Raw genomic sequence first — 19,671 nt, 5'->3', positions numbered from 1 at the left:
CGGCGCCGCAGCCGGTGACGGAACCTCAGGAGCCGGTCAGCTGCGATGCGCTGGGTACCTTGTCCTTGACCTCGGCGCCCGCGCTCTTGCCGGCCTCCTTCACCTTGTTGATGACGTCGTTGTAACTGCTGACGGTGTCATCGGTGTTGCCCTTGCGCAGTTTCGACGGCAGCTGCTTCAAGGACTCGATGCCCGCGTTCAGGGGCGCGAGGGCCTTGGAGAGGGCGGGGTCGGCCTTGGCGTTGCGGACGGCTGCCTTGAGCCGGTTGTACGTGAACGCGCCTGCGAGGGCGCCTTTCACGAGAGCAACCCTGCGGCCGTGGGCGCCCTTCTTGAACTTGCCTGCCCTGTACGGCTTGACGATCCACTGGTAGGTCGCGCCGGCAGCCAGCGCGGCGTCCGCGACGAAGCGCGTCTTGGCGAACCTGCGCTTCTCCGCCGTCGTACTCGGACTGGGTGTGGGATCGGTGACGGCGACGGTGGCCGCGCCCCGCACGGTGTGCTGGGGGGCGGCATGGGCCGTCGAACCCGCCAGCAAGGCGCAGCACATGATGGACGCCACGACCAGGCGTCGTATCGGTACGGGCATGATGCTCCTCCCCGGAGCGAGGGGGCGGGGAAACCGCTTCAACGGCAGCACATCATCGACGCGCGCCGCTCTTCTCAGGCTGGCCCCCTTCGATCGCTTGCGCCACTCGGGTGATGGGGCCGCCACGGACGAAGCCGCGAGCGCACGCACAGCGCACCGGAGGGCTCGCGAACACGGCAACGGGGCGGCGGTCGCCACCACTTGCGCGCTCCGCCGCGATCGGCCGCCGACCGCGACTGGTATCACGGCCCGGCTGCCCGCACCAGGCCGTGACCGCGAAGTCCCGGCCTAGTGGCCGCGCAGCCGGACCTCCACCTCGCCGTCGACGATCCGGGTGTCGAAGGCGGGCTGCGGTGCGGTGGCCGGGCCGCGTACGTTCCAGCCGTCCGACAGCCGGAACACGCTTCCGTGCCAGGGGCACTCGACACATCCGTCGGCGACGACGCCCTCGGACAGCGGTCCCGCAAGATGACTGCACCGTTCGGCCAGGGCGTGTACGACCCCGTCGGCTTCGCGGACCACGAGCACCGGCACGTCGTCCACGCTGCGCCGTTCCGGCCGGCCTTCCGAGAACTCGGCCAGGGCCCCGACACGGTGCCAGCCCTCCGAGACGACGTGGGGAACCTCTTCCGCGTGATTGGCGCCGGACGCCTGCCGGTAGGCCAGGTGGCCGCCCAGCATGCCGCCGATCCCGACGGCCGTCAGCCCCAGGAAGCCGAGGGCACGGCCCCGCGCGGTGCGTCCCTTGACGCGGTAGACCAGGGAGGTCGCGTAGAGCCCGGCGGCGACCGTGTTGGCCAGGGAGTGCGCCAGGCCGACACGCTGCTGCTGTGGATGCAGTTCCGCCCAGTCGACCGCCCCCGTCACCGCGGCGGGGCCGGTCGCGGCCAACCCGACTCCGATCAACAGGCCGGCCTCGCGTGACCGGCCGGGACACAGGTCGAGCAGCGCGGCCGAGAACCAGGCGCCGATCGGCACCTGGACCATCAGCGGATGCACCGGGTGGCCCAGCCACTTGCCGTGCAGCAGGTCCCGGCCACGGCCCAGGGGCAGGGACCTGACGCCGCTGCTGAGCTTGTCGATCACCGCGTCCGCGCGCGGCTCCCGCTCCAGGCGGTCCAGGAGCCACAAGACCCGATTCTGACCTGTCCGGCGACGAGGGGGTGCTGTAGTCATGAGCAGCCGGGTCCCCGTCGGCATGAGCGGCAAACGGTCCCCGGCCACCGGGCGGGTGTGCCGTCATCTCGGCCGGCCGTGTGACCGTGGCGGCGACGCCCCTGACAGCCGGCCGCAACCGCGCGGTCAGCGGGATCCCGTTCGACGACCCGGCCGCGGCCCGGGCGCGGCCGGGTCGACATGCTGCCCGGCTGGGACCCACGGATCACCGCGCTGATCGCGGCCTGCGACGACACCGTCGTGCCGCGGTGCGGCACCGCTCCCCCCCACGGGTCCGACCTGGCCGTCGACGCCAGGGACGGGGTGCCGGCACGGCCCGGCCCGACGGCGCCCTGCCCGGTCCCCGAGGGCGGTGAGGGCCGCCGGGAACGGGGTCCGGGCAGGTCTGGCGCCGGCAGCCGCTGTGTGACACGCTCGAAGGGAACCAGTCTGGTCTGGTGGCGACCCCGCGCCCCTCTTCGCCGTGGACGGAGGAAAGGGCGGTGGCCGGCGCAGGGTGTCTCGCTCGGCTGTGAGCGGCACTGGTGTGTCGCGCGCTTGACGGCCTACTTCCGGCAGTGGGAGCCGACCGTGATGGGCTTTGATCCCGAACGGCGGTGTTCTGTCCCATGCCTTCTGTCGATGTGTACGTCAGTGATCTCTCCGACCGGACCGTGATCACGGTGGTCGGTGACCTCGACTTCGATGCCTGTCCGCAGGTCAGTGAGGTCACGGACCGGGTGAACGTCCGACACCGCATTCTGTGCCTCGACCTCGCGGGCGTGGCGTTCATGGACGCCAGCGGCCTCGGCCTGCTGCAGACCCTGAACCGGAACGCCGGCATACACGGCGGACACCTGGAGCTGTCCGGTCTCCAGGCGCAGCCCCGGCACGTCCTGGACCTCACCGGCACCCGCGCCCAGTTCCACATGACGACACCCCGCCCACCGGGCCCGCGCGGCCCGGCCGCCGTCCTGCCCGTACAGCACGCGGCTCCCTGACCGGTCGGCGGGCAGGGGAGCCCGCTGCCTCGCCGGTGCCGTCCCGCCCGTGACGGACGCCGGGGCGCACGAGGTCGTGCCGTGCGAGCCGGCCCGTGGACGTCCCCACGTAGCGGTCGGGGCGACGAAGCGACGGCCGCCCGGACAGTCACGTTCCCGCCGTGCAGCGCCAGAAGTCCCGCATCAGCGGGGGAGGGGCCGGGTCGACCATCGCCACCTGGGTCAGCAGGATCGTCACCGTCCCCGTGGACGGGACCAGGTGGGCCGTGATGGACTCCCGTGTCATCGGCGCCGAACCGCCGACGTCCAGCGACCCGACGGCGACCACCTCGACGTCGTCCCCCCCGGGCCACCAGCGCCACGGCCCCGGGGACCGCCCCCCGGTCGACGTACCGTCGCAGGGTCTCGTGCAGATCGCTCATCAGCGGACCTCTTCCCGACAGACGCGGCGGGACGCGGTGCCCCGCCCCGTCCTGACGACAGACACCCGGCGATCCGGGAACTCATCGCCGCGAGGGCCGGAGCCCCCAAGAGCCCTGCCATCCCCGTACCGACGGGCGCAGACGCGCCGCCGCCCCTCGCGCGGCCTCGGCCCCGGCCCTCGTCGTGGGGCCGGGGCCGAGCGCTGTCCGCCGACCTGTACGGCCAACGGGGGAGGGGGCCTGAGGCGGCCGGGGGCCGGGGGGCCGGGTAGGGAGCCTGAGGAGCCGGGGGGCGGCGAGGGAGCCTGGCGTGACCGAGGGGGCCGGTGACCGTGTCCGCACCGGCCCCCTCTCCGTTCCCCGGCCGTCCGGGTCAGCCGGGCCGGCTGCCGGTCACCGGGCAGGTGGCGCGTACCGGCGGGAGCCCAAGGCGGAACCCGGCGCTTGACGGCCGGTGCGGGACGCCGCCGCGCGTCACCTCTTCTTGCGGCGGATCAGCCACACGAGCGTGCCCGCGGCGGCGGCCGCGACGAGCAGTTGGCGGTTGCCGCGTGCCTTGTGCAGGCCCTGGGCCGTGGTGGCCCGTGCCTGCCCGGCGGCCTGGACGGCCCGCTCCCTGACCGGGTCGGGCAGCTTGTCCTGGACGCGGGACGCGGCTTCGGCAGCCTTGGCCTTGACCTGCTCGGCCTTGAGTGCGGCTTGTTCCTTCAGCTCCCCGGCCTTCACGGCGGCCTGTTCCTTCATCTCGGCGGCCTTCTCCTGCGCGCGGGCCTTGACGTCGGTCTTGGCCGCGAGCGCCTGGACGGTGTCGCCGAGCTCGTGTCGGGTGTGCTCGATCTGCTCGCGCAGTTCCTCCGGGCTCTGCGCGGTGGGCTCGTCGTGAGGCGGCTGCGTCATCGGTGGGCACTCTCCTTGATCTCGGCCACGTCGGCCTTCACGTTCTCGATCGTCTCCTCGGGCGCGGGCGGGGCGGCCGAGGAGACCTCCTTCTTCCCGGTCAGCGCCATCACCGCGGCGACCAGGCCGAGGACCGCGGTCACGATGAGGCCCGCGGCCCACACCGGCAGTGCCACCGCGAGCGCGGCGATGACGGTGGCCACCAGGGCCTCCAGCATCAGGAACCCGACCAGTCCGGCACCGCCGAACAGCCCGCCGCCCTTGCCGTAGCGCTTGCCCTTCTCCTTCATCTCCGCCTGCGCCAAGCGCAGTTCCCCGCGCACCAGCTCACTGAGCTGCTGCGAGGCACGCTGCACCAGCTCACCCACCGGCTCTTGCGCCGACGCCTGCGCCGACGCCTGCGGCGCCGGCCGGCTCGTATCGTGGCGCGGCTGCGTATCCGACGACATGGCGATCACCTCCCGTCACTCTGCTGCTCCAGTTGGGCCGGAAAACGCCGTCGACGTCTTCCTGTGACGGCGTGAGTACCCCCGACGGGCCGGTTCAGGGCAGCAGTGTTCGAACTGATCACCTGTGGTGCCGCCTGGGCCGGCATGCGCGGGCCGCGGCGGCACCACCGGGCCGCCCTTCAGGGCTGGACGTCAGGCCGGCCTTCAAGGGGACGGGCGCCGCCGGTGAAGGTGTTCGACCGCCAGTCGGGCCGCCGCACCGAGGACTGAATCGGGCGGCAGGGTTCTCCGGCCCGGTCGGGCCGGTCGGCCCGGTCGGGTGAACACCGCCACGGCGAACCGGGAACCGTCCGGGTACTCCACGACCCCCACGTCGTTGCTGGCGCAGCCGGGCAGGGTTCCCGATTTGGCTGCCACCCGCACCTCGCCGCCGAACCCGGTGGCGATCTTCCGGGTCAGCCGCTGCTGGCCGAGCAGGGTGCGCACCGCCCGGCAGGCGGCTGCGGGGCCGGCCCGGTCGAGCCAGATCAGTTGCAGCAGGGCCGCCATCTGCCCGGCAGTCGCGCTGGTGATGCGGCCGGGCCGCAGGGACGGTGAGGTCAGGGCGCGCTCCCAGATACGGTCGGCGTCCGCGGGGGAGGCGGATTCGCTCATCGCGCGGGCCATGTCGGCCCAGCCCGCGTGGCCCGTGTCGCGGCCGATGGCGTCGAACTCCTGCTGGATCGTCCCCGCCAGCCGTATCCGGTCGAGGCCCAGGCGACCCAGCCGGTCGTGGACGCGGGACAGTGACACCCGGCGTATCAGCAGGTCGGTCGCGGTGTTGTCGCTGATGGTGAGCATCATCCGGGCGGCATCGCGCAGGGACACCTCGGCAACGTCCTCGAAGATGCAGAATCCCTGGCCGCCGGGCGTGGCCCGCGCCGGCGAGAGGAGGACACGTTCCGTCGGATCGAGCATCCCCTCGGCGCCCTGGCAGAACAGCTCCAGCGCCACCACGATCTTGAATGTGGACGCGGCGACCATCGGTTCGGCGTCCCCGAACATCACCCGGTTCTCACTGTCGACGTCCAGGGCGGCCACACTGCCTTCGCACCCGGCCTCGCTGAACACCTGCCGCAGTCTCCGTTCGATCATCCGGCCACGATGACCCGCCCCTCGGGCGCATCACGGGTGGTTCGCCTACGGCGAACCGAACGCAGTGGGCGCTATTGGAGGCTGAGGGTGCGTGTGATCCCGGCGCCGACGGTCGTGGCGAGAACCCAGCCGACGGCGATCAGCTGGCCGACGCCCGTGACCGTCAGGGGCAGTTCGGGCCTTCCTGGACGGTGCAGCTCACCTGTCAGGGGGTCCAAGCGCCGCTCTCCCGGCGGATGCGGAACCCACCCGTTCCAGGAACCGTCGAGGTAGGTCCGGTTCGTCCACAACGCGTGGTCGGTGCCGACGACGAACTCCTCCTTGTTCCCGTTCAGGTGTGGTGGTTGTGCCGGGGCAGGGCGGAGAGCCCGAACCCCGTGTGCACATGACGAGTCGATCACGGGCCTACGGGGGAGGGCCACGCACAACTACCGGCAGAACGGCAGCGGTTGTTCAGCTGCGGGATGCCTTGTCGGCTTGGCTCAGGCGGAGTGCGGAGACGAGGAAGAAGACCCCGCCGAGGAAGGCGTAGCCGGCGAGGCTGCTCAGGGAGGGGTCGCTCTTGCCGGCCTGGGCGATGAAGGAGGCTCCGGCGAGAGTGGAGATGCCTCCGCTGGCGATCATCGGCCACTGACCCGCCATCCCGCGTCGCAGGAGGCCGACGACCAGCTGGACCAGGCCCGCGGTGATGGCCCAGGCTCCCCAGACCCGCAGCACGGCCGGGATGCCCGAGGTGGTGGCGGCGACCAGTCCCGCGGTGGTGAGGGAGCTGAACGCGATGTTCACGTGGAGACCGCGCACGGGCCCGCGCCTCGCCTTGGCGGACCTGGCGTCGACGACCGCGCACGCCACGTCGAACGCGGGGTAGATCACCAGCAGTGTCGTGCTGAGTGGGTTCAAGGTGTGGGCGGAGGCAAGCAGCAGCGCGGCCCACACCGTGGCGAACGCGAAGCGCAGAAGGTAGAGGCGGCGTAGCGCTGCGGTGCCGCCCGCGATGGGGGCGGGGGCCGGGGCGGCGACGGAGGAGTCCATGAGGGGTCCTTTCGGCGAGGGCGGCAACGCAAGCCCAGCGCGGTGAAGGCGTGAGGGAGAACGTTCGTTCTTCCCTTCATTTAAGAGGTCCTCTTCTCCCGCTGTCAAGACCGAACGTTCTCCCTCACCCGGCTGGTACGGTGAGGCCATGAGTACGGGCACAGAGGGCGGGAGCATGTCTGAGGCACGGGCGCGGCTGCTCGACACGGCCACCCGGATCTTCTACGCCGAGGGGATCCACTCCGTCGGCGTGGACCGGATCATCGCGGAGGCTCAGGTCACTCGCGCGACCCTGTACCGGCACTTCAAGGGAAAGGAGGAGTTGATCCTTTCCTACCTCCAGCGGGCCGATCACGGCATGAGGGGCCAGGTGGCTGCCATCCGAGAACAGGGCCTGTCGGCGCCCGACACGGTCCGCGCCGTCAGCCGGTCCATCGCCGAGGGCATCCAGTCCGCCGGGTTCCGCGGATGTGCCTTCCTCAACGCGGCGGCCGAGTATCCCGAGCCCGGGCACCCCGTCCACCGGGCCGTGCTGGACCATCGGCACTGGTTCCTGGAGACCGCCACACAGCTCCTGGAAGACGCCGGCTGTGCTCCCGCCGAAGTGGCGGGCCGGCACTTCGTCATGCTCCGGGACGGCGCCATGGCGGCCGGCTGCCTGTCCGACCCGAAGCCGGTCTGTGAGACCTTTCTGCACGGCGTCGAGGGCATCCTGCGGACGGGTACGGCGTCAGCGTCTGACTCGGACGGCCCCGGCACCCCGTCCGCATGACCATCCGACTGTGAACCAGGCGACCCGCGATCAGGTTGCCCGGCCGTCGCCCTCGGTGTCGAGTCCCTCTCCTGGCGGCCGAAGGACGGTGACAGAAGTGGCCCGTCTGACAACGCGGGGCCGCAAAGCCCTCCGGTTTACGTCGGAGGCGTTTGCGGGCCGGGCGAGGGGCAACGCGCAGTCCATGACTGAAGCGAAATCCGGAACCAACAGTAAGCCGGCCGCCTCACGTGCGACCGCGGGCAAGGCGCGGCACGCTGCCGACAAGGCGACCGCGCCCGCCGCCGGGGCCGTGAAGGGCGCCGCGGACAAGGCGACTGACACCGCGTCGGCCGCGAAGTCGGCGGCCGTCTCCGGGGCCGAGCGCTCGGCCGAGACGGTCGGTTCGACGGCACAGGGGATGGCCCGAGCGGTCGAGTCCGGTCGTCAGACGCTGGTCGCGACGACCGGGCAGGTCGCGGCCACGGCCAAGGCGGCCACCGTGCAGGTGGCCACCACGGCGAAGACGGCTCTCGCGGTGATCGCCCACCGCAAGCTGATCGCCGCCGGTGTCGGTGCGGGTGTGACCGCGCTGACGGCCGCCTCCTACGCGGCGGGCCGCCGTTCGAGCCGTCACAGCCACGGCCCGATCACCCGGCTGACCGGCGGCCGTATCTGACGCCCCGTTCGGGCGGTGGGCCCACGGGCCCACCGCACGGCTCCGCACCCGTCACTCGTACGTGCGCCCCTCTCCGCCGACTCGCGGCACCGTCACACCCCACGCTCCGTGCGTCGCGTTCCGAGCCCGCCTCCGCGATCACCGCCGCGAGCATTTCTCGTCCCCGGCACTGCTACCGACGCACATCTTCGAGTCCGGCGACCATCCGCGCCCGGACCCATCTCCGGGCGTTCCGAGTCGGATTCCTCCGGATCGCGTGGGGTGGCGTCATGGTGAAACGTTCCGCCTGGGGCACTAGCCCAAGTGATCTTCATCGGAAGTCTGCTTGGGAGGAACGTCCATCGTGACTGTGCCTACTCGCCCGTTGCGTCCTGCGCGTCGTGGCCCGCGCTTCGATCTGCGTACGACGGCCTGGTTCTTCGTTCTTCTCGCTCTGCTGCTGAGCCTTGGCGGGGTGATCGCCCGCACCGCCGCGCAGGCCGCACAACGCCGCCCCGTCTGGGCGGTGATTCTTCTGCTGCTGGCCTCGGCCGCTGTGATCGCCGGTCACCGGGGCCGGCGCCGGTGGTCGGCCCGCAGAGCGTTGCGCCGTGCCACCGAAGCTCTTGAGGCGGCGGCGGAAACGGCGGCTCACTCGCTGCAGGAGCCTGCCGTGGCCGCTGCCCCCGTTGAGGCGGTCGCCCCGCCTGTGGCGCCGGCGCCGGCACCGGCGTGGGAGCCGGCGACGCCGGCGGCAACGACCCCGGCAGCGGGCGTCGCGCCTGCGGAGGAGACCCTGCTGCTGGATGCCGCTGTCGTTCCGCAGGTGATGGACTACGCGGTCCTGGACCCCGATGAGTTCGAGCGGGCGATAGCCGAGCTGTGTGTCCGCGACGGATGCACGGACGTCGAAGTGGTCGGCGGAGCGGGCGACTTGGGAGCGGACGTCCTCGCGGTGGCCCCGAGCGGACACCGCCTGGTGGTGCAGTGCAAACGGTACGGCGAGGGCAACAGGGTCGGCTCGCAGGACCTCCAGCGTTTCGGCGGTACCTGCTTCACCGTCCACGAAGCCGACATCGCCGTCCTCGTGACCACCGCCGACTTCACGGCACCGGCCCTGGAGTACGCCGAGCAGTGCGGGATCGTGTGCATGGACGCCGAGGCCCTCACGGCGTGGCATCTGGGCACGGGGCCCAGCCCATGGGAGACGTCCTACGAGGCGTGAACCCCTGCTTCGACGACATGGTCTCGTCGAGCTCAGTCGTTGACGGGGATCCGGCGGGCGAGGGCGGTGACCCGGAGGTCTCCATGGTCCACCCACTGGGGGAACTCCAGCGTCTTGTGGCTGGTGGCAGCGGGAGGAGTGACCTGGAGGTAGGCGGCGTGGACGGCGTCCGGGGTGCCGGAGTCGGCGTGGGTCCACGATATGACCGCCTCGGCACTCTGGCCCTGCCGGAGGGTGAGAGTGGACTTGGCCGGGCTCCTGGCGTACCAGGTGTCGCCCCAGTGGGTGGTGGAGTGCAGCGTCCGGTGAGCGGCGTTCTCCAGGCCAAGGCCGGGGTAGCCACGCAGCAGGCAGGTACGGGCGCTGGTGTTCTTCAGCTTGAGGACCACACCCTGGTGGTTCATGCCGCCGGCCAGGCCCCGGCCGAAGGAGGCGGTCAGGGCCGACACGGAGCAGGTCGGCGTGGTGGCCGAGGCGGCCTGCGCGACCGCGGTGCCGGTCGCGCACAGCCCGGCGGCGGTCATCGCGGCCAGCGCCGCGCGCGCGATGCGCGAGTGGCCGTACAGCGCGGGGCGGGTGTCCTCAGCGGTGCGGTGCGGGTGGGCGCGGTACTGCTTCGTCATGACGAACCTTCTCCTTCGAACCTTGGTCGTCGGCCTGCGATTCGGTCTTCTCAAGGTGTGATGCTTCGCGCGCTGAGAATGTTCGGGCGAATTCGCGCCGGGCTGCGATGGCCTGGGTCGGGCTGCGACGCGTTGCTTCGCGTCGCAGCCCGGCCTTCTTCCCCCCTCCGGGGCCCCGTCCCCCTCGGCCCCGACTGGCGTCAGCTGCGCAGGTCGATGACCGTGCGCAGTTTTCCGCTGGTCGGGGTGCGTTCGAACGCGTCCCGGGGGACGGTCCGCACGGTGAGTGTCAGCAGTCCTTCTTCCTCGGCCGAGGCCAGTTCCGTCACCTCGTGCGCGAGTGCCGTGCGGGCGGCCTCGGGGTCGGTGGCGTACTGCTCGTCGAGGCGGACGGTCAGCCGTTCCCGGTCCGCGCCCGACTCGACGACCATCTGCACCTCGCCGTGGTAGGCGAGCCGCTCCTGCGCCGCTTGGGCGACGCGCCGGTAGTTGACGAAGTACGTGCCCACCCGCACGACGTCGCCGTAGCGTCCGAGGAGTTCCAGCCGGGGCACGTGGCTGCCGCACGCGCACGGGCCCGCGACGGCACGGCCCAGGTCACCGATCTCGTAGCGTTCCAGCCGCTGGCCCGCCCGCGCCCGGGAGGTGAACACGAGCCGTCCCGGCTCGCCCGGCGCGACCGGCCGGTCCTCGTGGGGGTCAAGGATCTCCAGGGTGTGCAGGTCGGTCAGCACATGGTGGACGGAGCCCTCGGAGGAGGCGCACTGGTAGCCCAGGGGGCCGAGATCGGTGCTGCCGTAGGCCGCGGAGCGGATGACCTGGACTCCGAAGTCATCAATGAGCACGCGGCGTTGCTCGGCCGTGAAGTGCTCGCCGCCGTAGAACACCTTCCGGATCCGGCCGTGGGCCCGCAACCGGTCGCCCTCGGCGTGCAGCAGCTGCCACAGGTAGGAGGGCATGCCGAAGAGGGTGTCCACGTCGTGGGTGATCAGTGCGTCGGCGACCACGGCGTGGTCGGGGCCCGCGGCCATCGGGATCTGGGTGGCGTTCAGCCGCTCCAGGATGGAGAAGAAGCTGATGAAGCTGCCGTACATCCCGCCGCAGTAGAAGAGGTTGGCCGCTCGGTCGCGGGCCGGGTCGAAGCCGGCGGCGAGCAGTCCGTCCGCCGCGGCGCGCATCTGGTTGTCGTAGTCGGCGCAGGTGAACACCGACAGCGCGGGAGCGCCCGTGGAGCCGCCGCTGCGGAAGTACAGGTGTGCGTGGCGCGGGTCCAGGGTGGCGAGGGCACTTTGCACACCCTCCTTGCCCAGCAGCGGTGCGTCCGGCGCGGGAGGCAGAACGGGGGGCGCTGTCAGGTCGTCGGGGCAGGCGACGGTCGTGAAGTCCGGGTCCGCCGTGCGCAGGCTCACCCTGCGGCTGTAGCGCTGCAACGCGTAGACGCCGTCGTGTGGTTCGCCGTCGTAGCTCTCCAGCATGGAGCCGACCGGGGTGACGCGGGTGACACCCGCGGCGAACATCGCCCGGGAGAGCGCGGCCACGTCGGCGCGGTCGCCCGCGACCGCCGCCGTCTGCAGGTAGCGGCGCATGGGCCGCAGCGTCGCGGTGACCGCGTGCCGGGGCAGCGGCTTGACCCGGACGCTGCGGTGGAGCGGAGAGGCGTCGAGTGCGGGCCGGGTGTCGGCCAGCACCCGCCAGGAACCGTCCTCGGCCGCGAACACACGAGTGAGACCCAGGTGTTGTTCGAGCAGGGCGAGCTGCTGCACGGTGGTGATCTCGGCACGTTCGGCCGGGCCTGGCAGCGGCGCCGGCCGAGCGCCGGAGACCTTCGCCAGCCGCTCGGCGAACCGGCCCGCGAACGCGAACAGTTCCCCGGTGTCCTCGGTGTCGAGGTAGATCACCTGCGGGCTGGAGCAGGCCTGTTGTTCCAGTCGGCAGACATCCTCGGCGAGTACGTCGAGCACGTCCACCTCGGACGCGGCCCGTCCGGTGAGGTAGGCGAAGGAGATCCGATGGCCCCACGCGACCACCTGGCAGCCGGACGGGGCCAGTTCGCCCGCCGCCCGTACCGCGTCCTCGCCACCCCACACCGCGATCGTGTCGGCGTGCCCGCACAGCGCCTCGAGCCACGCGCGGCGCGAGGACGGGAAGCGCAGGGCGACGACGCGTTCGGCGATCAGCCCGGACGGGTCGGCGGCACCGAGGGCGGCGAGCAGGTCGAGGGCGAGACCCGGGTCGGAGCTGCTGGTCTTGAGCACGTTGAGGTTGCCCGCCAGCAGTCCCTCGACGACGCTCAGCGGCGCCACGGCCGCTGCGTTGCCCGGTGCGATGTGCACCAGCAGGCCGACCGGTGCCCATGCCTCGTACACCGTCTCCCGGGCGTCCGGCCGGGTGAGCCGTTCCGGGCGCAGGCCCCCCAGCTCTCGCCTCAGCTTGCGCTCGAGCGCCTCCCGGGTCAGGGCGGCCGCCAGCTCGCCCAGGACGGCAGGGGCCTCCCCGGCGGGCAGGTGGGCGGCCAGCCGCCCGTACAGCGCGGAGGCGGGGTCGGTCAGGTCGCGGGCGACCGCGGCGCAGGCGCCGAGCACCACGTCGGTGGGCAGGGGACGGCTCAGGACCCGTCCGGCGAGCTCCGGCAGCGCGTCGAGCCGTCGGCCGGCCTCTGCCTCGTCGACGAACTCGCCCTGCCAGAGGTGGAGTACGGAGGTGGTCACGCCATTCCCTTCATCAGTTCGGCGGCGGCGACGGCGCAGCTGCGGTTGCGGCTCACCCCGGCACGGCCGTGCACGGTGAACCAGTCGGTGGACGACGGGCACGGGCACTCCTCGCCCGGATGCAGCGACGCGAGGTCGCCCATCACCACGCTGTGCGCGGGCACCGAGGTGATGTACGGGCTGACCAGGTGCAGGAACCCGCGTTCGCCGTACGGCAGCGGGCGCAGCGTCCCGGTGTCCCGCACCGCCGCGCGTGACCACACGGGCACGTGCAGCCGGTGCTCGGCGCACTCGACGTAGGGCACGCAGTGCTCGACCGAGCCGAAGGTGTCGCGGATCCGGTCGCCCGGGACGCCGAGCCGTTCGCTCACCTCGGCGTAGAACGCGTCCTTGGCGATCTGCCGGTCGGCGTGGCCCTTCCAGCCGCCGCCGAGCACCACCAGGGAGCCCTCGGGCAGCCGCAGCGGCGGCAGGCCCATCGCCCGCATCCGCTCCAGGGTGAAGTACAGGAACGCGGGGAAGCCCAGGATGCGCACCGGTACGTCGTCCTCGGCGTAGCGGTGGAGCGCCGCGATGCAGCCGTTCACGTCGAACTCGTGGCCGGTGCCGGTGTGCCGCAGGGCATGCGTGGTGTGCCGGGCCGGGGCGAAGTCGCACAGGTAGTTGTCGGTGAACGAGGTGCCCAGCTTGAGCGCCGGTGCCGGCTCGTAGCTGTAGAGCAGGTAGTTGACCGGCTGGTCGGGGGTGATCCAGCCGTAGTGGTCGAAGATCCGGGCCACCATGCGCTGCGCGGAGCGGATGGTCCACTCGTCGAAGAACATCTGCGACTTCTGGCCCGTGGTGCCCGAGGAGGTCAGGTGCAGGAACACGTCCTCGCGGGGGACCGACAGCACCTCATGGCGTTTGAAGAACGCGGCGGGCACGAGCGGGGTGCGCACCTCGTCGCCGACGGTGGGTGCCGCGGTCTCGGCCGGGTCGTCGAGCAGGGCGGCGAAGAAGGACGAGCGGCCGGCGTGCCAGGCGTTGGTCTCGGCCATCGCCGCGGCGAACAGCTCGTCGGCGGCCCTGCCATGCGCGTACGGCTCCGCCAGGTCGCACAACTGCTGCACATGGCCGAGTGCCGCGAGGTCGGGAACCTCGACGGGAGCGAGATGGGGTTTCATCGGGACACCTCGTGAAGGGGCAGGTAGGTGGAGGTCCAGGCACTCAGGTAGGCGCCGAGGTACGGCCGCAGCAGTGGGCTGACGGCGGTGGTGCGGAAGTCGATCTGACGGCTGGTGCGCGACAGCACCACGTAGTCGTGCAGGCGGTCGTGGATGCGCCGCATCGCCGGGTAGAGCGCGCTGGGCACGAACCCCGAGGCGAGGAAGACCTCCAGGGCCTCGGTGTCGGCCAGTGGCAGCAGCGCCTCGGCGTAGTCCGCGCCCGCTCGGGTGACCGTGGTCATCAGCCCCTCGAGGGCCCCGGCCACCGCGGCGGGGCGGGGGTGGACGGCGACCAGGGCGCAGCTGCCCGCGACCGGGTCGAGATCGGCGTACGCCTCGAAGCTGCCGTCGGCCGCGGCCAGCACCGCGTTGGGCGTGTGCAGCGGGAAGAACCGGTCGCCGGCCTGGGGGAAGAGTTCCAGGAAGCGCCGCCGCACGAAGCCGGGAGCCGCGATCAGCTCGATCGGCTCGGCTCCGGTGGTTCCCGTAGTTCTAATGGCCTTGGTGGCCTTGGTGGCCTCGCGCACCCTGGCCGCCGTGCCCGCCGTGCCCGCCGCGTCCCGGCTGGAGCCGCTCCGGGTGTCGGCGTAGTCGATGCCCACGCCGGCCGACGCGGCGGACAGGAGCGCCGACAGCCCTTCCGGTACGGCCGCCACGGGTGCGCGCCGGTCCAGCACGCCGTCGGCATAGCGGGCGAACAGCGCCAGCGTCTCGCACCCGTCGACCTCGACGGCGTTCGGCAGCAGGCCGAGCGGCCGGAAACCGTTGCGCACGACGACGGCTTGAGGGCCCGCGGTGACCACGCGGACGGTGGCGTACACCGAGTCCAGGCGGCCGGTGCCGAACGCCTCCCCGCACACCGCGCCGGTCAGCCGGGAGGCGAGTCCGCCGCCGCGGTGGCCCGGGTGGACCGCGAGGCCGACCAGCTTGCCGATGCGGCTGCCGGGCTCGGTGACGACGACTGCGGAGCCGACGAGGGCGCCGCCGGACGCACGGGCGGTGAGCCAGTGCGCGGTGCCGTCCGTGAGCAGTCGGCGCATGACGACCGGGTCGCTGCCGAGCGGCACCGGGTAGCCGTGGCCGTACACCTCGAAGTACAACTGCCGCAGCTCCGCGATGTCCTGCACGTGGGCGGGGGAGAGGACGACGGTCATGACCGGTCTCCCGCCGGAGCCGCCGCCGGTGAGGTCGATGTCCGCCGTGCGGCGGCGTCATCACGGTCATCACGGTCACCGAGCCACCACAGCGTCAGCGCCACGGGTACGAGCCCGGCGCCCTGCGCCAGACACAGGGTCCGGGCGGTCAACTGGTCGCCCAGCGCGCCGAACACGAGCGACGACACCGGGAACGTCGCTCCCAGGAGCGCCTGCATCACGGCGAAGAAGCCCGGCTTGTCGTCGGCGGGGACCAGCCGCTGGAACAGCGCCACGAACCGCACGCCGATCACTCCGACGCACCAGCCGGCGACGGCCATCGAGCCGAGAGCCGCCGCATGCTGGGCGAACAGCCCCGGCAGCGCGAGGGCCGCCGCCATCACCGTCAGGCACGCGCTGCCGACGGCGACCGGGCGGCCCGGCAGACGTCCGCCGGTGAACGACCCGACCAGGGTGCCCGCACCGAGGGCCGCCTCCAGGGAGGCGACGGTCGAGCCGCTCGCGTGCAGCACCTGCCGGGTGTAGAGCGGCATCACGACGTAGACGGCCGTGGTGAAGATGTTGGCGGCGGCGAAGCAGACCAGTACGCGGCGGATGAACGGCAGCTCGGCCAGTATCCGGCGCAGCGTGCGCCGCTCGGATACCGGGCCGTCCGAGGGCGTGGCCGTGGACGCGGGGCGCGGGAAGCGCGCGGAGACGACCAGCAGGGCGGCGAGCAGGTACGCGGCGGCGCAGGCGGCGACGACCGCGTCCAGCGAGCCCGCGTCCACCACGAGCGGGCCGAGCAGCCCTCCGCACAGGCCGGCGACGGACTGCGTGGACAGCTCGAATCCGGTGGCCGCCTCGATGTCGGCGTCCTCGACGAGTTCCGGCACCGACGTGGTCAGGCACGGGTCGAACACCGCCTGGCAGCCGGCCAGCGCCAGCCCGACCGCGTAGGCGGCGGCCACGGGCAGCGTGCCGGTGTGGGCCACGACGGCGGCAGCGGCGGCCACCACGCCGGCGACGGCCGCCGCCGCGGCCAGCACCGTGCGGTGCGCGTGCCGCTCGACGACGCGCGCGACGACGGGGGCGAGCAGCACCGCGGGCAGGGTGCTCACCATGAGGAAGAGGCCCGAGTCGAGACCGCGGTGCCGGCCGCCCGCGTATCCCACGAGCCACCACACCGCCCCGACCTGGAACATCCGCCCGGCGGCCTGGGTGAGGAGCTGACCGGCCCAGACCCGGCCGAAGGAGGGGTTGCGAAGGACGAGCGGCAGGCGCCGCGCGGGCGCGGGTGCCGCGCTCACGAGTGCGGCCGTTCGTCGAGCACCCGGACGAGCTTGCCGGAGCGGGAGTTGACCGCCAGGTCGCGGTGCCGCACCCATTCGACGGCCAGCGGGTCGACGTGCCCGGCGGCGGTGGCGTCGGCGTAGAACGGACGCTGGGCGAGGACCGCCGCGACGACGGCGGTGCCCAACTCGGCGCGTACGGCGCCCGGTTCGGCGACCGCGAGCCGCAGCACGAGACCGTCCCGGCCGTCCCGGCGCCGCACGACGAGCTGGACACCGGTCACCTCACCCGAGGTGTCGGCGGCCGCGACGACGTCGTGGACGTCCTCGGTGTACAGGGAGACGGGACCGACCCGCACCCCCTCCTCGGCGCGCCCGAGGATACGGAAGACACCGGCTGCCCGGTCCACCCACTCGGCCCGGTCGCCCGCCGGGTAGCGCAGGACCGGCATGAGCCGACGGCACAGACTGGTGACGACCAGCCGCCCGGGCACACCGTCGGCGTCGACGGGCAGGTCGGTCTCGTCGTGGAGGATCTCGACGAGTGTGTCGGGGACGAACGCCCGGTGCACACGCGGGTCGTCGCCGGGCACGGCCGCTCCCAGGAGTCCCGCGTCGACACTCGCATAGCCGAGGGAGCGCGGCTCGGCGTTCGGGAACGCGGCCTTGAGCAGCGGAAGCTGGTCGCTGAAGAGGCATTCGCCGCCGAAGAACAGCAGTTCCACGTCCGGCAGTGTCCGCCCGGCGTGGGCGAGGCGCTCGGCGAGCGCGCACAGGGTGGTCGGTGTGCCGGCGACGACCTGGGCCCGGAACTCCTCCAGGGTGGCCGCGGTGGACTCCCAGGGCGACGCGCCACCGATGGGCAGGCGGACGTTGGCCACGGGGGAGCGGTGCAGTGAGTCGAGGACGAAGCTGAAGCTGGCGTACAGGTCGCCCGCGTAGAAGAGGTCCGCCACGCGGTGACCCGGGCGCAGACCGGCACCGGCCAGACCGCGGCCGAACGTGGCGGTGAACTCCCGCCACTCCGTGCGGGTGTAGTAGGAGAACTTCGGCGACCCCGTGGTTCCGCCGCTGCGGAACACGACGGCTTCGGCCAGCGGAGCGGTCAGCAGCCGGTTGTCCCGGGGGGAATTGGCCCGCCAGAATTCGGCCTGCGGCACCACCGGAAGGTCCGTGACATGAGCCACTTCGTCGGGGAGCCGGGAGTAGAGCTCACGGTAGAAGGGGGAGTTTCGGCGGGCGAAACGTACGAGCTCCGCGAGTGGTTGAACGGGCATCGATTCCTGCTCGAAGGCGTGGTCCGCCGACAGGAAAAGGCCGGCGGGCGCGACGGATCGAGTCCACTGACAGGGACCGGGTCGCGAGGGATGTGAAGAAGCAGAGCACCGCTGGTGAGCGGGCGTCCGCAGGACCAGCGTATCTCACCATTCGGGACGCCTCTTGCGCCAACTGCCCATCCATGGAAGGGGCTTGAATGCCCGCGGATGCGTTCGGCGGACCATCGGTTCCACCGGAACCGGAGACGGTGATCACATCAAGGGCATTGATATAAAAGCCTGTTGCGGAAGGCTCAAGCGTTCCTTATGGAACGAGGTCCGATCATGGCATTCCAGGGCATGGCCGGAAAGCGCTGAGGCCGAATGCGGCCGGACGTATTCGGTCAGGAGATTCTTCGGTCAGGTCTGGCGCGTGTGCATCGGATTGTTGGCGACTTCGTCCGGACATGTGCGGCGTGGCCCGTGTTCGCGCCGGTCGCGGCTCCAGTCGGACAGGGCGAGGGCCAGGGCCGCCGCCATGCCGACGAGTGCGGCGGCCAGGGCGACGGCGAGGGCGCCGCGATGGTCGCCGTTCCTGCCGAGCATCAGGTAGTAGAGGCCGGGCAGGGCGGCGGTGCCGACCGCGGCCCCGAGTCGCTGGCCGGTCTGCAGAGCGCCTCCCGCCGAGCCCGCCATGTGCACGGGAACGTCGCGCAGGGTCATGGTGATGTTGGGGGAGACGACGAACCCGCTGCCGATGCCTCCGAGCAGCAGGACGGGGGCGGCCAGCCAGGGAGCGGTGCCGATGGGGCCGTAGCGGAGCAGCAGCGCGGTGCCGCCCAGGCCGAGGATCACGCCTGTGAGGCCGCACACGGTGAGCAGACGGCCGAACCGCTCGACCAGCCGCCCCGCGACGACGGCCGCGCCGGCCGAGCCGACGGCGAACGGGGTCACCGCCAGGCCGGACCTCAGCGGCGAGAAGCCGAGGCCGTGCTGGTAGAAGAGGGCGAAGACGAGCCACACGCCGCTGAAACCGATGAAGTACAGCGTGCCGACGCCCGCGCCGACGGCGTACCCGCGCACGGTGCTGAACAGCCGAGGGTCCAGCAACGGCTGGGTGCCCCGGGCGACGAGCCGGCGCTGCCACTGCACGAAGGCGGCGAGCACCGCCGCGGCGACCGGGAAGAGCCACCACAGGCGGCCGAGGCCGCCGGAGTCCGCCTGGACCAGCGGGTACATCAACGCGAGGACCCCGGCGCCGAGGAGCAGCACCCCGGGCACGTCCACGTGTCCCCGGCCGGAGCGCTGCGTGTGGGGCAGCAGACGTCGCCCCAGGAGGACGGCGAGGATGCCGATGGGCAGGTTGACGTAGAAGATCCACCGCCAGCCCTGCCCGCCGGAGGCCAGGGCGAGGATGGCGCCGCCGGTGATCGGGCCGGCGGCGGCGGAGATGCCCACCGTGCCGCCGAAGAACCCGAAGGCCCGGCCGCGCTCGGCACCCCGGAACATCTGCTGGATGAGCGCGGAGTTCTGTGGCGCCATGAAGCCGGCCGCCAGGCCCTGGGCGAGGCGGGCCACCACCAGCAGCGTGATGTCGGGGGCCGCTCCGCAGGCCGCGCTGCAGATCACGAAGCCGCTCAGGGCGAGCAGGAAGATGCGCCGCCGGTCAAGGGCGTCGCCGAGCCGGCCGGCGGTGACGAGGGCCAGGGCGAACGTGAGGGCGTACCCGGACACCACCCACTGCACCTGCGCGGGAGAAGCGTGCAGGTCACGCTGGATGGTGGGCAGTGCCACCGCCACGATCGTCACGTCGAGCAGGCTCATGAAGCCGGCCACCAAAGTGACCCACAGGGCTCGCCACCGGCGCGGATCCGGCTCGTACCCCGTCTCCTGGACGTCCGGCTCACGGCCGTCCCCCGCCGCCGACGACTTCGTCACCTGGGCTCCTCTCACCCGGGCCGCACCCGGACGACCCAAGTTCCCCGACCTGGGCGTGAGCACACACGGTGGCCCGCGACCCGGTCACCTCCGGGAAGCGGCCCTGCCCGAACACCATCCTGCGCCGTGGTGCTCCCGGACGGCTCAGGGCCGCTGCCCTGCTCCGGCAGCCACCACAGACGCCCCGAACGGCCGCCGGCCGG

General features: G+C 72.3%; 19 protein-coding genes. 4 read left to right on the top strand and 15 right to left on the bottom strand.

Annotated features, from left to right (window positions below):
- Window positions 1-25 precede the first annotated feature (25 nt).
- Both B446_RS02275 and B446_RS02270 read right to left on the bottom strand, forming a co-directional pair.
- Window positions 26-589, bottom strand: coding sequence for a hypothetical protein (locus B446_RS02275; RefSeq protein ID WP_020937780.1), 564 nt, complete (start codon window positions 587-589; stop codon window positions 26-28).
- 288 nt (window positions 590-877) lie between these two features.
- Complete coding sequence (locus B446_RS02270) at window positions 878-1,765, bottom strand: Rieske 2Fe-2S domain-containing protein (RefSeq protein WP_043477329.1); 888 nt, start codon at window positions 1,763-1,765, stop codon at window positions 878-880.
- 608 nt (window positions 1,766-2,373) lie between these two features.
- Here B446_RS02270 and B446_RS02265 point away from each other — a divergent pair.
- A complete protein-coding gene (locus tag B446_RS02265; RefSeq protein WP_078614618.1) occupies window positions 2,374-2,745 on the top strand; it encodes an STAS domain-containing protein in 372 nt (123 codons plus the stop codon).
- A 148-nt stretch (window positions 2,746-2,893) separates the two neighbouring features.
- Here the strand turns inward: B446_RS02265 and B446_RS02260 are convergent, their stop codons facing one another.
- The 6 genes from B446_RS02260 to B446_RS02235 all read right to left on the bottom strand — a co-directional run bounded on the left by B446_RS02260 (window position 2,894) and on the right by B446_RS02235 (window position 6,679).
- Window positions 2,894-3,073 carry a hypothetical protein gene (locus tag B446_RS02260; protein WP_020937777.1) on the bottom strand — a complete coding sequence of 60 codons (180 nt, stop codon included), beginning with the start codon at window positions 3,071-3,073 and terminating at the stop codon, window positions 2,894-2,896.
- A 568-nt stretch (window positions 3,074-3,641) separates the two neighbouring features.
- On the bottom strand, window positions 3,642-4,064 hold the full coding sequence (locus B446_RS02255; RefSeq protein ID WP_020937776.1) for a DUF3618 domain-containing protein: 423 nt from the start codon (window positions 4,062-4,064) through the stop codon (window positions 3,642-3,644).
- Window positions 4,061-4,432, bottom strand: a complete 372-nt coding sequence (locus B446_RS02250; protein WP_020937775.1) for a phage holin family protein — start codon at window positions 4,430-4,432, stop codon at window positions 4,061-4,063. Before B446_RS02250 ends, B446_RS02255 begins: the two co-directional genes overlap by 4 nt.
- A gap of 285 nt (window positions 4,433-4,717) precedes the next feature.
- Window positions 4,718-5,647, bottom strand: coding sequence for a serine hydrolase (locus B446_RS02245; protein ID WP_020937774.1), 930 nt, complete (start codon window positions 5,645-5,647; stop codon window positions 4,718-4,720).
- A gap of 71 nt (window positions 5,648-5,718) precedes the next feature.
- Window positions 5,719-5,865 (bottom strand): hypothetical protein, encoded by a 147-nt coding sequence (locus tag B446_RS39165; protein ID WP_158506737.1) that lies wholly within the window; start codon window positions 5,863-5,865, stop codon window positions 5,719-5,721.
- A 235-nt stretch (window positions 5,866-6,100) separates the two neighbouring features.
- Window positions 6,101-6,679 carry a hypothetical protein gene (locus tag B446_RS02235; RefSeq protein ID WP_020937773.1) on the bottom strand — a complete coding sequence of 193 codons (579 nt, stop codon included), beginning with the start codon at window positions 6,677-6,679 and terminating at the stop codon, window positions 6,101-6,103.
- A gap of 148 nt (window positions 6,680-6,827) precedes the next feature.
- Between B446_RS02235 and B446_RS02230 the strand changes: the two genes are divergently transcribed.
- From B446_RS02230 to B446_RS40905, 3 genes are all read left to right on the top strand, one after another.
- Complete coding sequence (locus tag B446_RS02230) at window positions 6,828-7,451, top strand: TetR/AcrR family transcriptional regulator (protein WP_020937772.1); 624 nt, start codon at window positions 6,828-6,830, stop codon at window positions 7,449-7,451.
- A 184-nt stretch (window positions 7,452-7,635) separates the two neighbouring features.
- Window positions 7,636-8,109, top strand: a complete 474-nt coding sequence (locus tag B446_RS02225; protein WP_020937771.1) for a hypothetical protein — start codon at window positions 7,636-7,638, stop codon at window positions 8,107-8,109.
- Between the two features lie 808 nt (window positions 8,110-8,917).
- Complete coding sequence (locus B446_RS40905) at window positions 8,918-9,313, top strand: restriction endonuclease (protein ID WP_420010336.1); 396 nt, start codon at window positions 8,918-8,920, stop codon at window positions 9,311-9,313.
- 32 nt (window positions 9,314-9,345) lie between these two features.
- Here B446_RS40905 and B446_RS02215 read toward each other — a convergent pair whose 3' ends face one another.
- The 7 genes from B446_RS02215 to B446_RS02185 form a co-directional block, all read right to left on the bottom strand.
- The gene (locus tag B446_RS02215; protein WP_020937769.1) at window positions 9,346-9,936 is read right to left on the bottom strand and encodes a DUF4232 domain-containing protein; all 591 of its coding nucleotides are present in this window, start codon (window positions 9,934-9,936) and stop codon (window positions 9,346-9,348) included.
- 200 nt (window positions 9,937-10,136) lie between these two features.
- Window positions 10,137-12,644 carry an acyl-CoA reductase gene (locus B446_RS02210; RefSeq protein ID WP_020937768.1) on the bottom strand — a complete coding sequence of 836 codons (2,508 nt, stop codon included), beginning with the start codon at window positions 12,642-12,644 and terminating at the stop codon, window positions 10,137-10,139.
- Window positions 12,641-13,807, bottom strand: a complete 1,167-nt coding sequence (locus B446_RS02205; protein WP_020937767.1) for an acyl-protein synthetase LuxE — start codon at window positions 13,805-13,807, stop codon at window positions 12,641-12,643. Before B446_RS02205 ends, B446_RS02210 begins: the two co-directional genes overlap by 4 nt.
- Window positions 13,804-15,003, bottom strand: a complete 1,200-nt coding sequence (locus B446_RS02200) for a GNAT family N-acetyltransferase (protein ID WP_020937766.1) — start codon at window positions 15,001-15,003, stop codon at window positions 13,804-13,806. Before B446_RS02200 ends, B446_RS02205 begins: the two co-directional genes overlap by 4 nt.
- Window positions 15,000-16,292 carry an MFS transporter gene (locus B446_RS02195; RefSeq protein WP_020937765.1) on the bottom strand — a complete coding sequence of 431 codons (1,293 nt, stop codon included), beginning with the start codon at window positions 16,290-16,292 and terminating at the stop codon, window positions 15,000-15,002. Before B446_RS02195 ends, B446_RS02200 begins: the two co-directional genes overlap by 4 nt.
- Window positions 16,289-17,551 carry a phenylacetate--CoA ligase family protein gene (locus B446_RS02190; RefSeq protein ID WP_020937764.1) on the bottom strand — a complete coding sequence of 421 codons (1,263 nt, stop codon included), beginning with the start codon at window positions 17,549-17,551 and terminating at the stop codon, window positions 16,289-16,291. The genes B446_RS02195 and B446_RS02190 overlap by 4 nt, the downstream gene beginning before the upstream one ends.
- Before the next feature lie 399 nt (window positions 17,552-17,950).
- Window positions 17,951-19,468, bottom strand: coding sequence for an MFS transporter (locus B446_RS02185; protein ID WP_020937763.1), 1,518 nt, complete (start codon window positions 19,466-19,468; stop codon window positions 17,951-17,953).
- Between the last annotated feature and the right edge of the window lie 203 nt (window positions 19,469-19,671).

The organism is Streptomyces collinus Tu 365 (assembly GCF_000444875.1).
GTDB lineage: Bacteria > Actinomycetota > Actinomycetes > Streptomycetales > Streptomycetaceae > Streptomyces > Streptomyces collinus_A.
The sequence above is the reverse complement of the archived record's forward strand: the minus strand, read 5'-3'. Positions and strand labels throughout refer to the sequence as shown.

Excerpts from the sequence above, each read along its gene's own strand:
- B446_RS02275 (WP_020937780.1), bottom strand. The coding sequence starts at position 589 with ATGCCCGTACCGATACGACGCCTGGTCGTGGCGTCCATCATGTGCTGC.
- B446_RS02270 (WP_043477329.1), bottom strand. The coding sequence starts at position 1,765 with ATGACTACAGCACCCCCTCGTCGCCGGACAGGTCAGAATCGGGTCTTG.
- B446_RS02265 (WP_078614618.1), top strand. The coding sequence starts at position 2,374 with ATGCCTTCTGTCGATGTGTACGTCAGTGATCTCTCCGACCGGACCGTG.
- B446_RS02255 (WP_020937776.1), bottom strand. The coding sequence starts at position 4,064 with ATGACGCAGCCGCCTCACGACGAGCCCACCGCGCAGAGCCCGGAGGAA.
- B446_RS02245 (WP_020937774.1), bottom strand. The coding sequence starts at position 5,647 with ATGATCGAACGGAGACTGCGGCAGGTGTTCAGCGAGGCCGGGTGCGAA.
- B446_RS02235 (WP_020937773.1), bottom strand. The coding sequence starts at position 6,679 with ATGGACTCCTCCGTCGCCGCCCCGGCCCCCGCCCCCATCGCGGGCGGC.
- B446_RS02230 (WP_020937772.1), top strand. The coding sequence starts at position 6,828 with ATGAGTACGGGCACAGAGGGCGGGAGCATGTCTGAGGCACGGGCGCGG.
- B446_RS02225 (WP_020937771.1), top strand. The coding sequence starts at position 7,636 with ATGACTGAAGCGAAATCCGGAACCAACAGTAAGCCGGCCGCCTCACGT.
- B446_RS40905 (WP_420010336.1), top strand. The coding sequence starts at position 8,918 with ATGGACTACGCGGTCCTGGACCCCGATGAGTTCGAGCGGGCGATAGCC.
- B446_RS02215 (WP_020937769.1), bottom strand. The coding sequence starts at position 9,936 with ATGACGAAGCAGTACCGCGCCCACCCGCACCGCACCGCTGAGGACACC.
- B446_RS02205 (WP_020937767.1), bottom strand. The coding sequence starts at position 13,807 with ATGAAACCCCATCTCGCTCCCGTCGAGGTTCCCGACCTCGCGGCACTC.
- B446_RS02200 (WP_020937766.1), bottom strand. The coding sequence starts at position 15,003 with ATGACCGTCGTCCTCTCCCCCGCCCACGTGCAGGACATCGCGGAGCTG.
- B446_RS02190 (WP_020937764.1), bottom strand. The coding sequence starts at position 17,551 with ATGCCCGTTCAACCACTCGCGGAGCTCGTACGTTTCGCCCGCCGAAAC.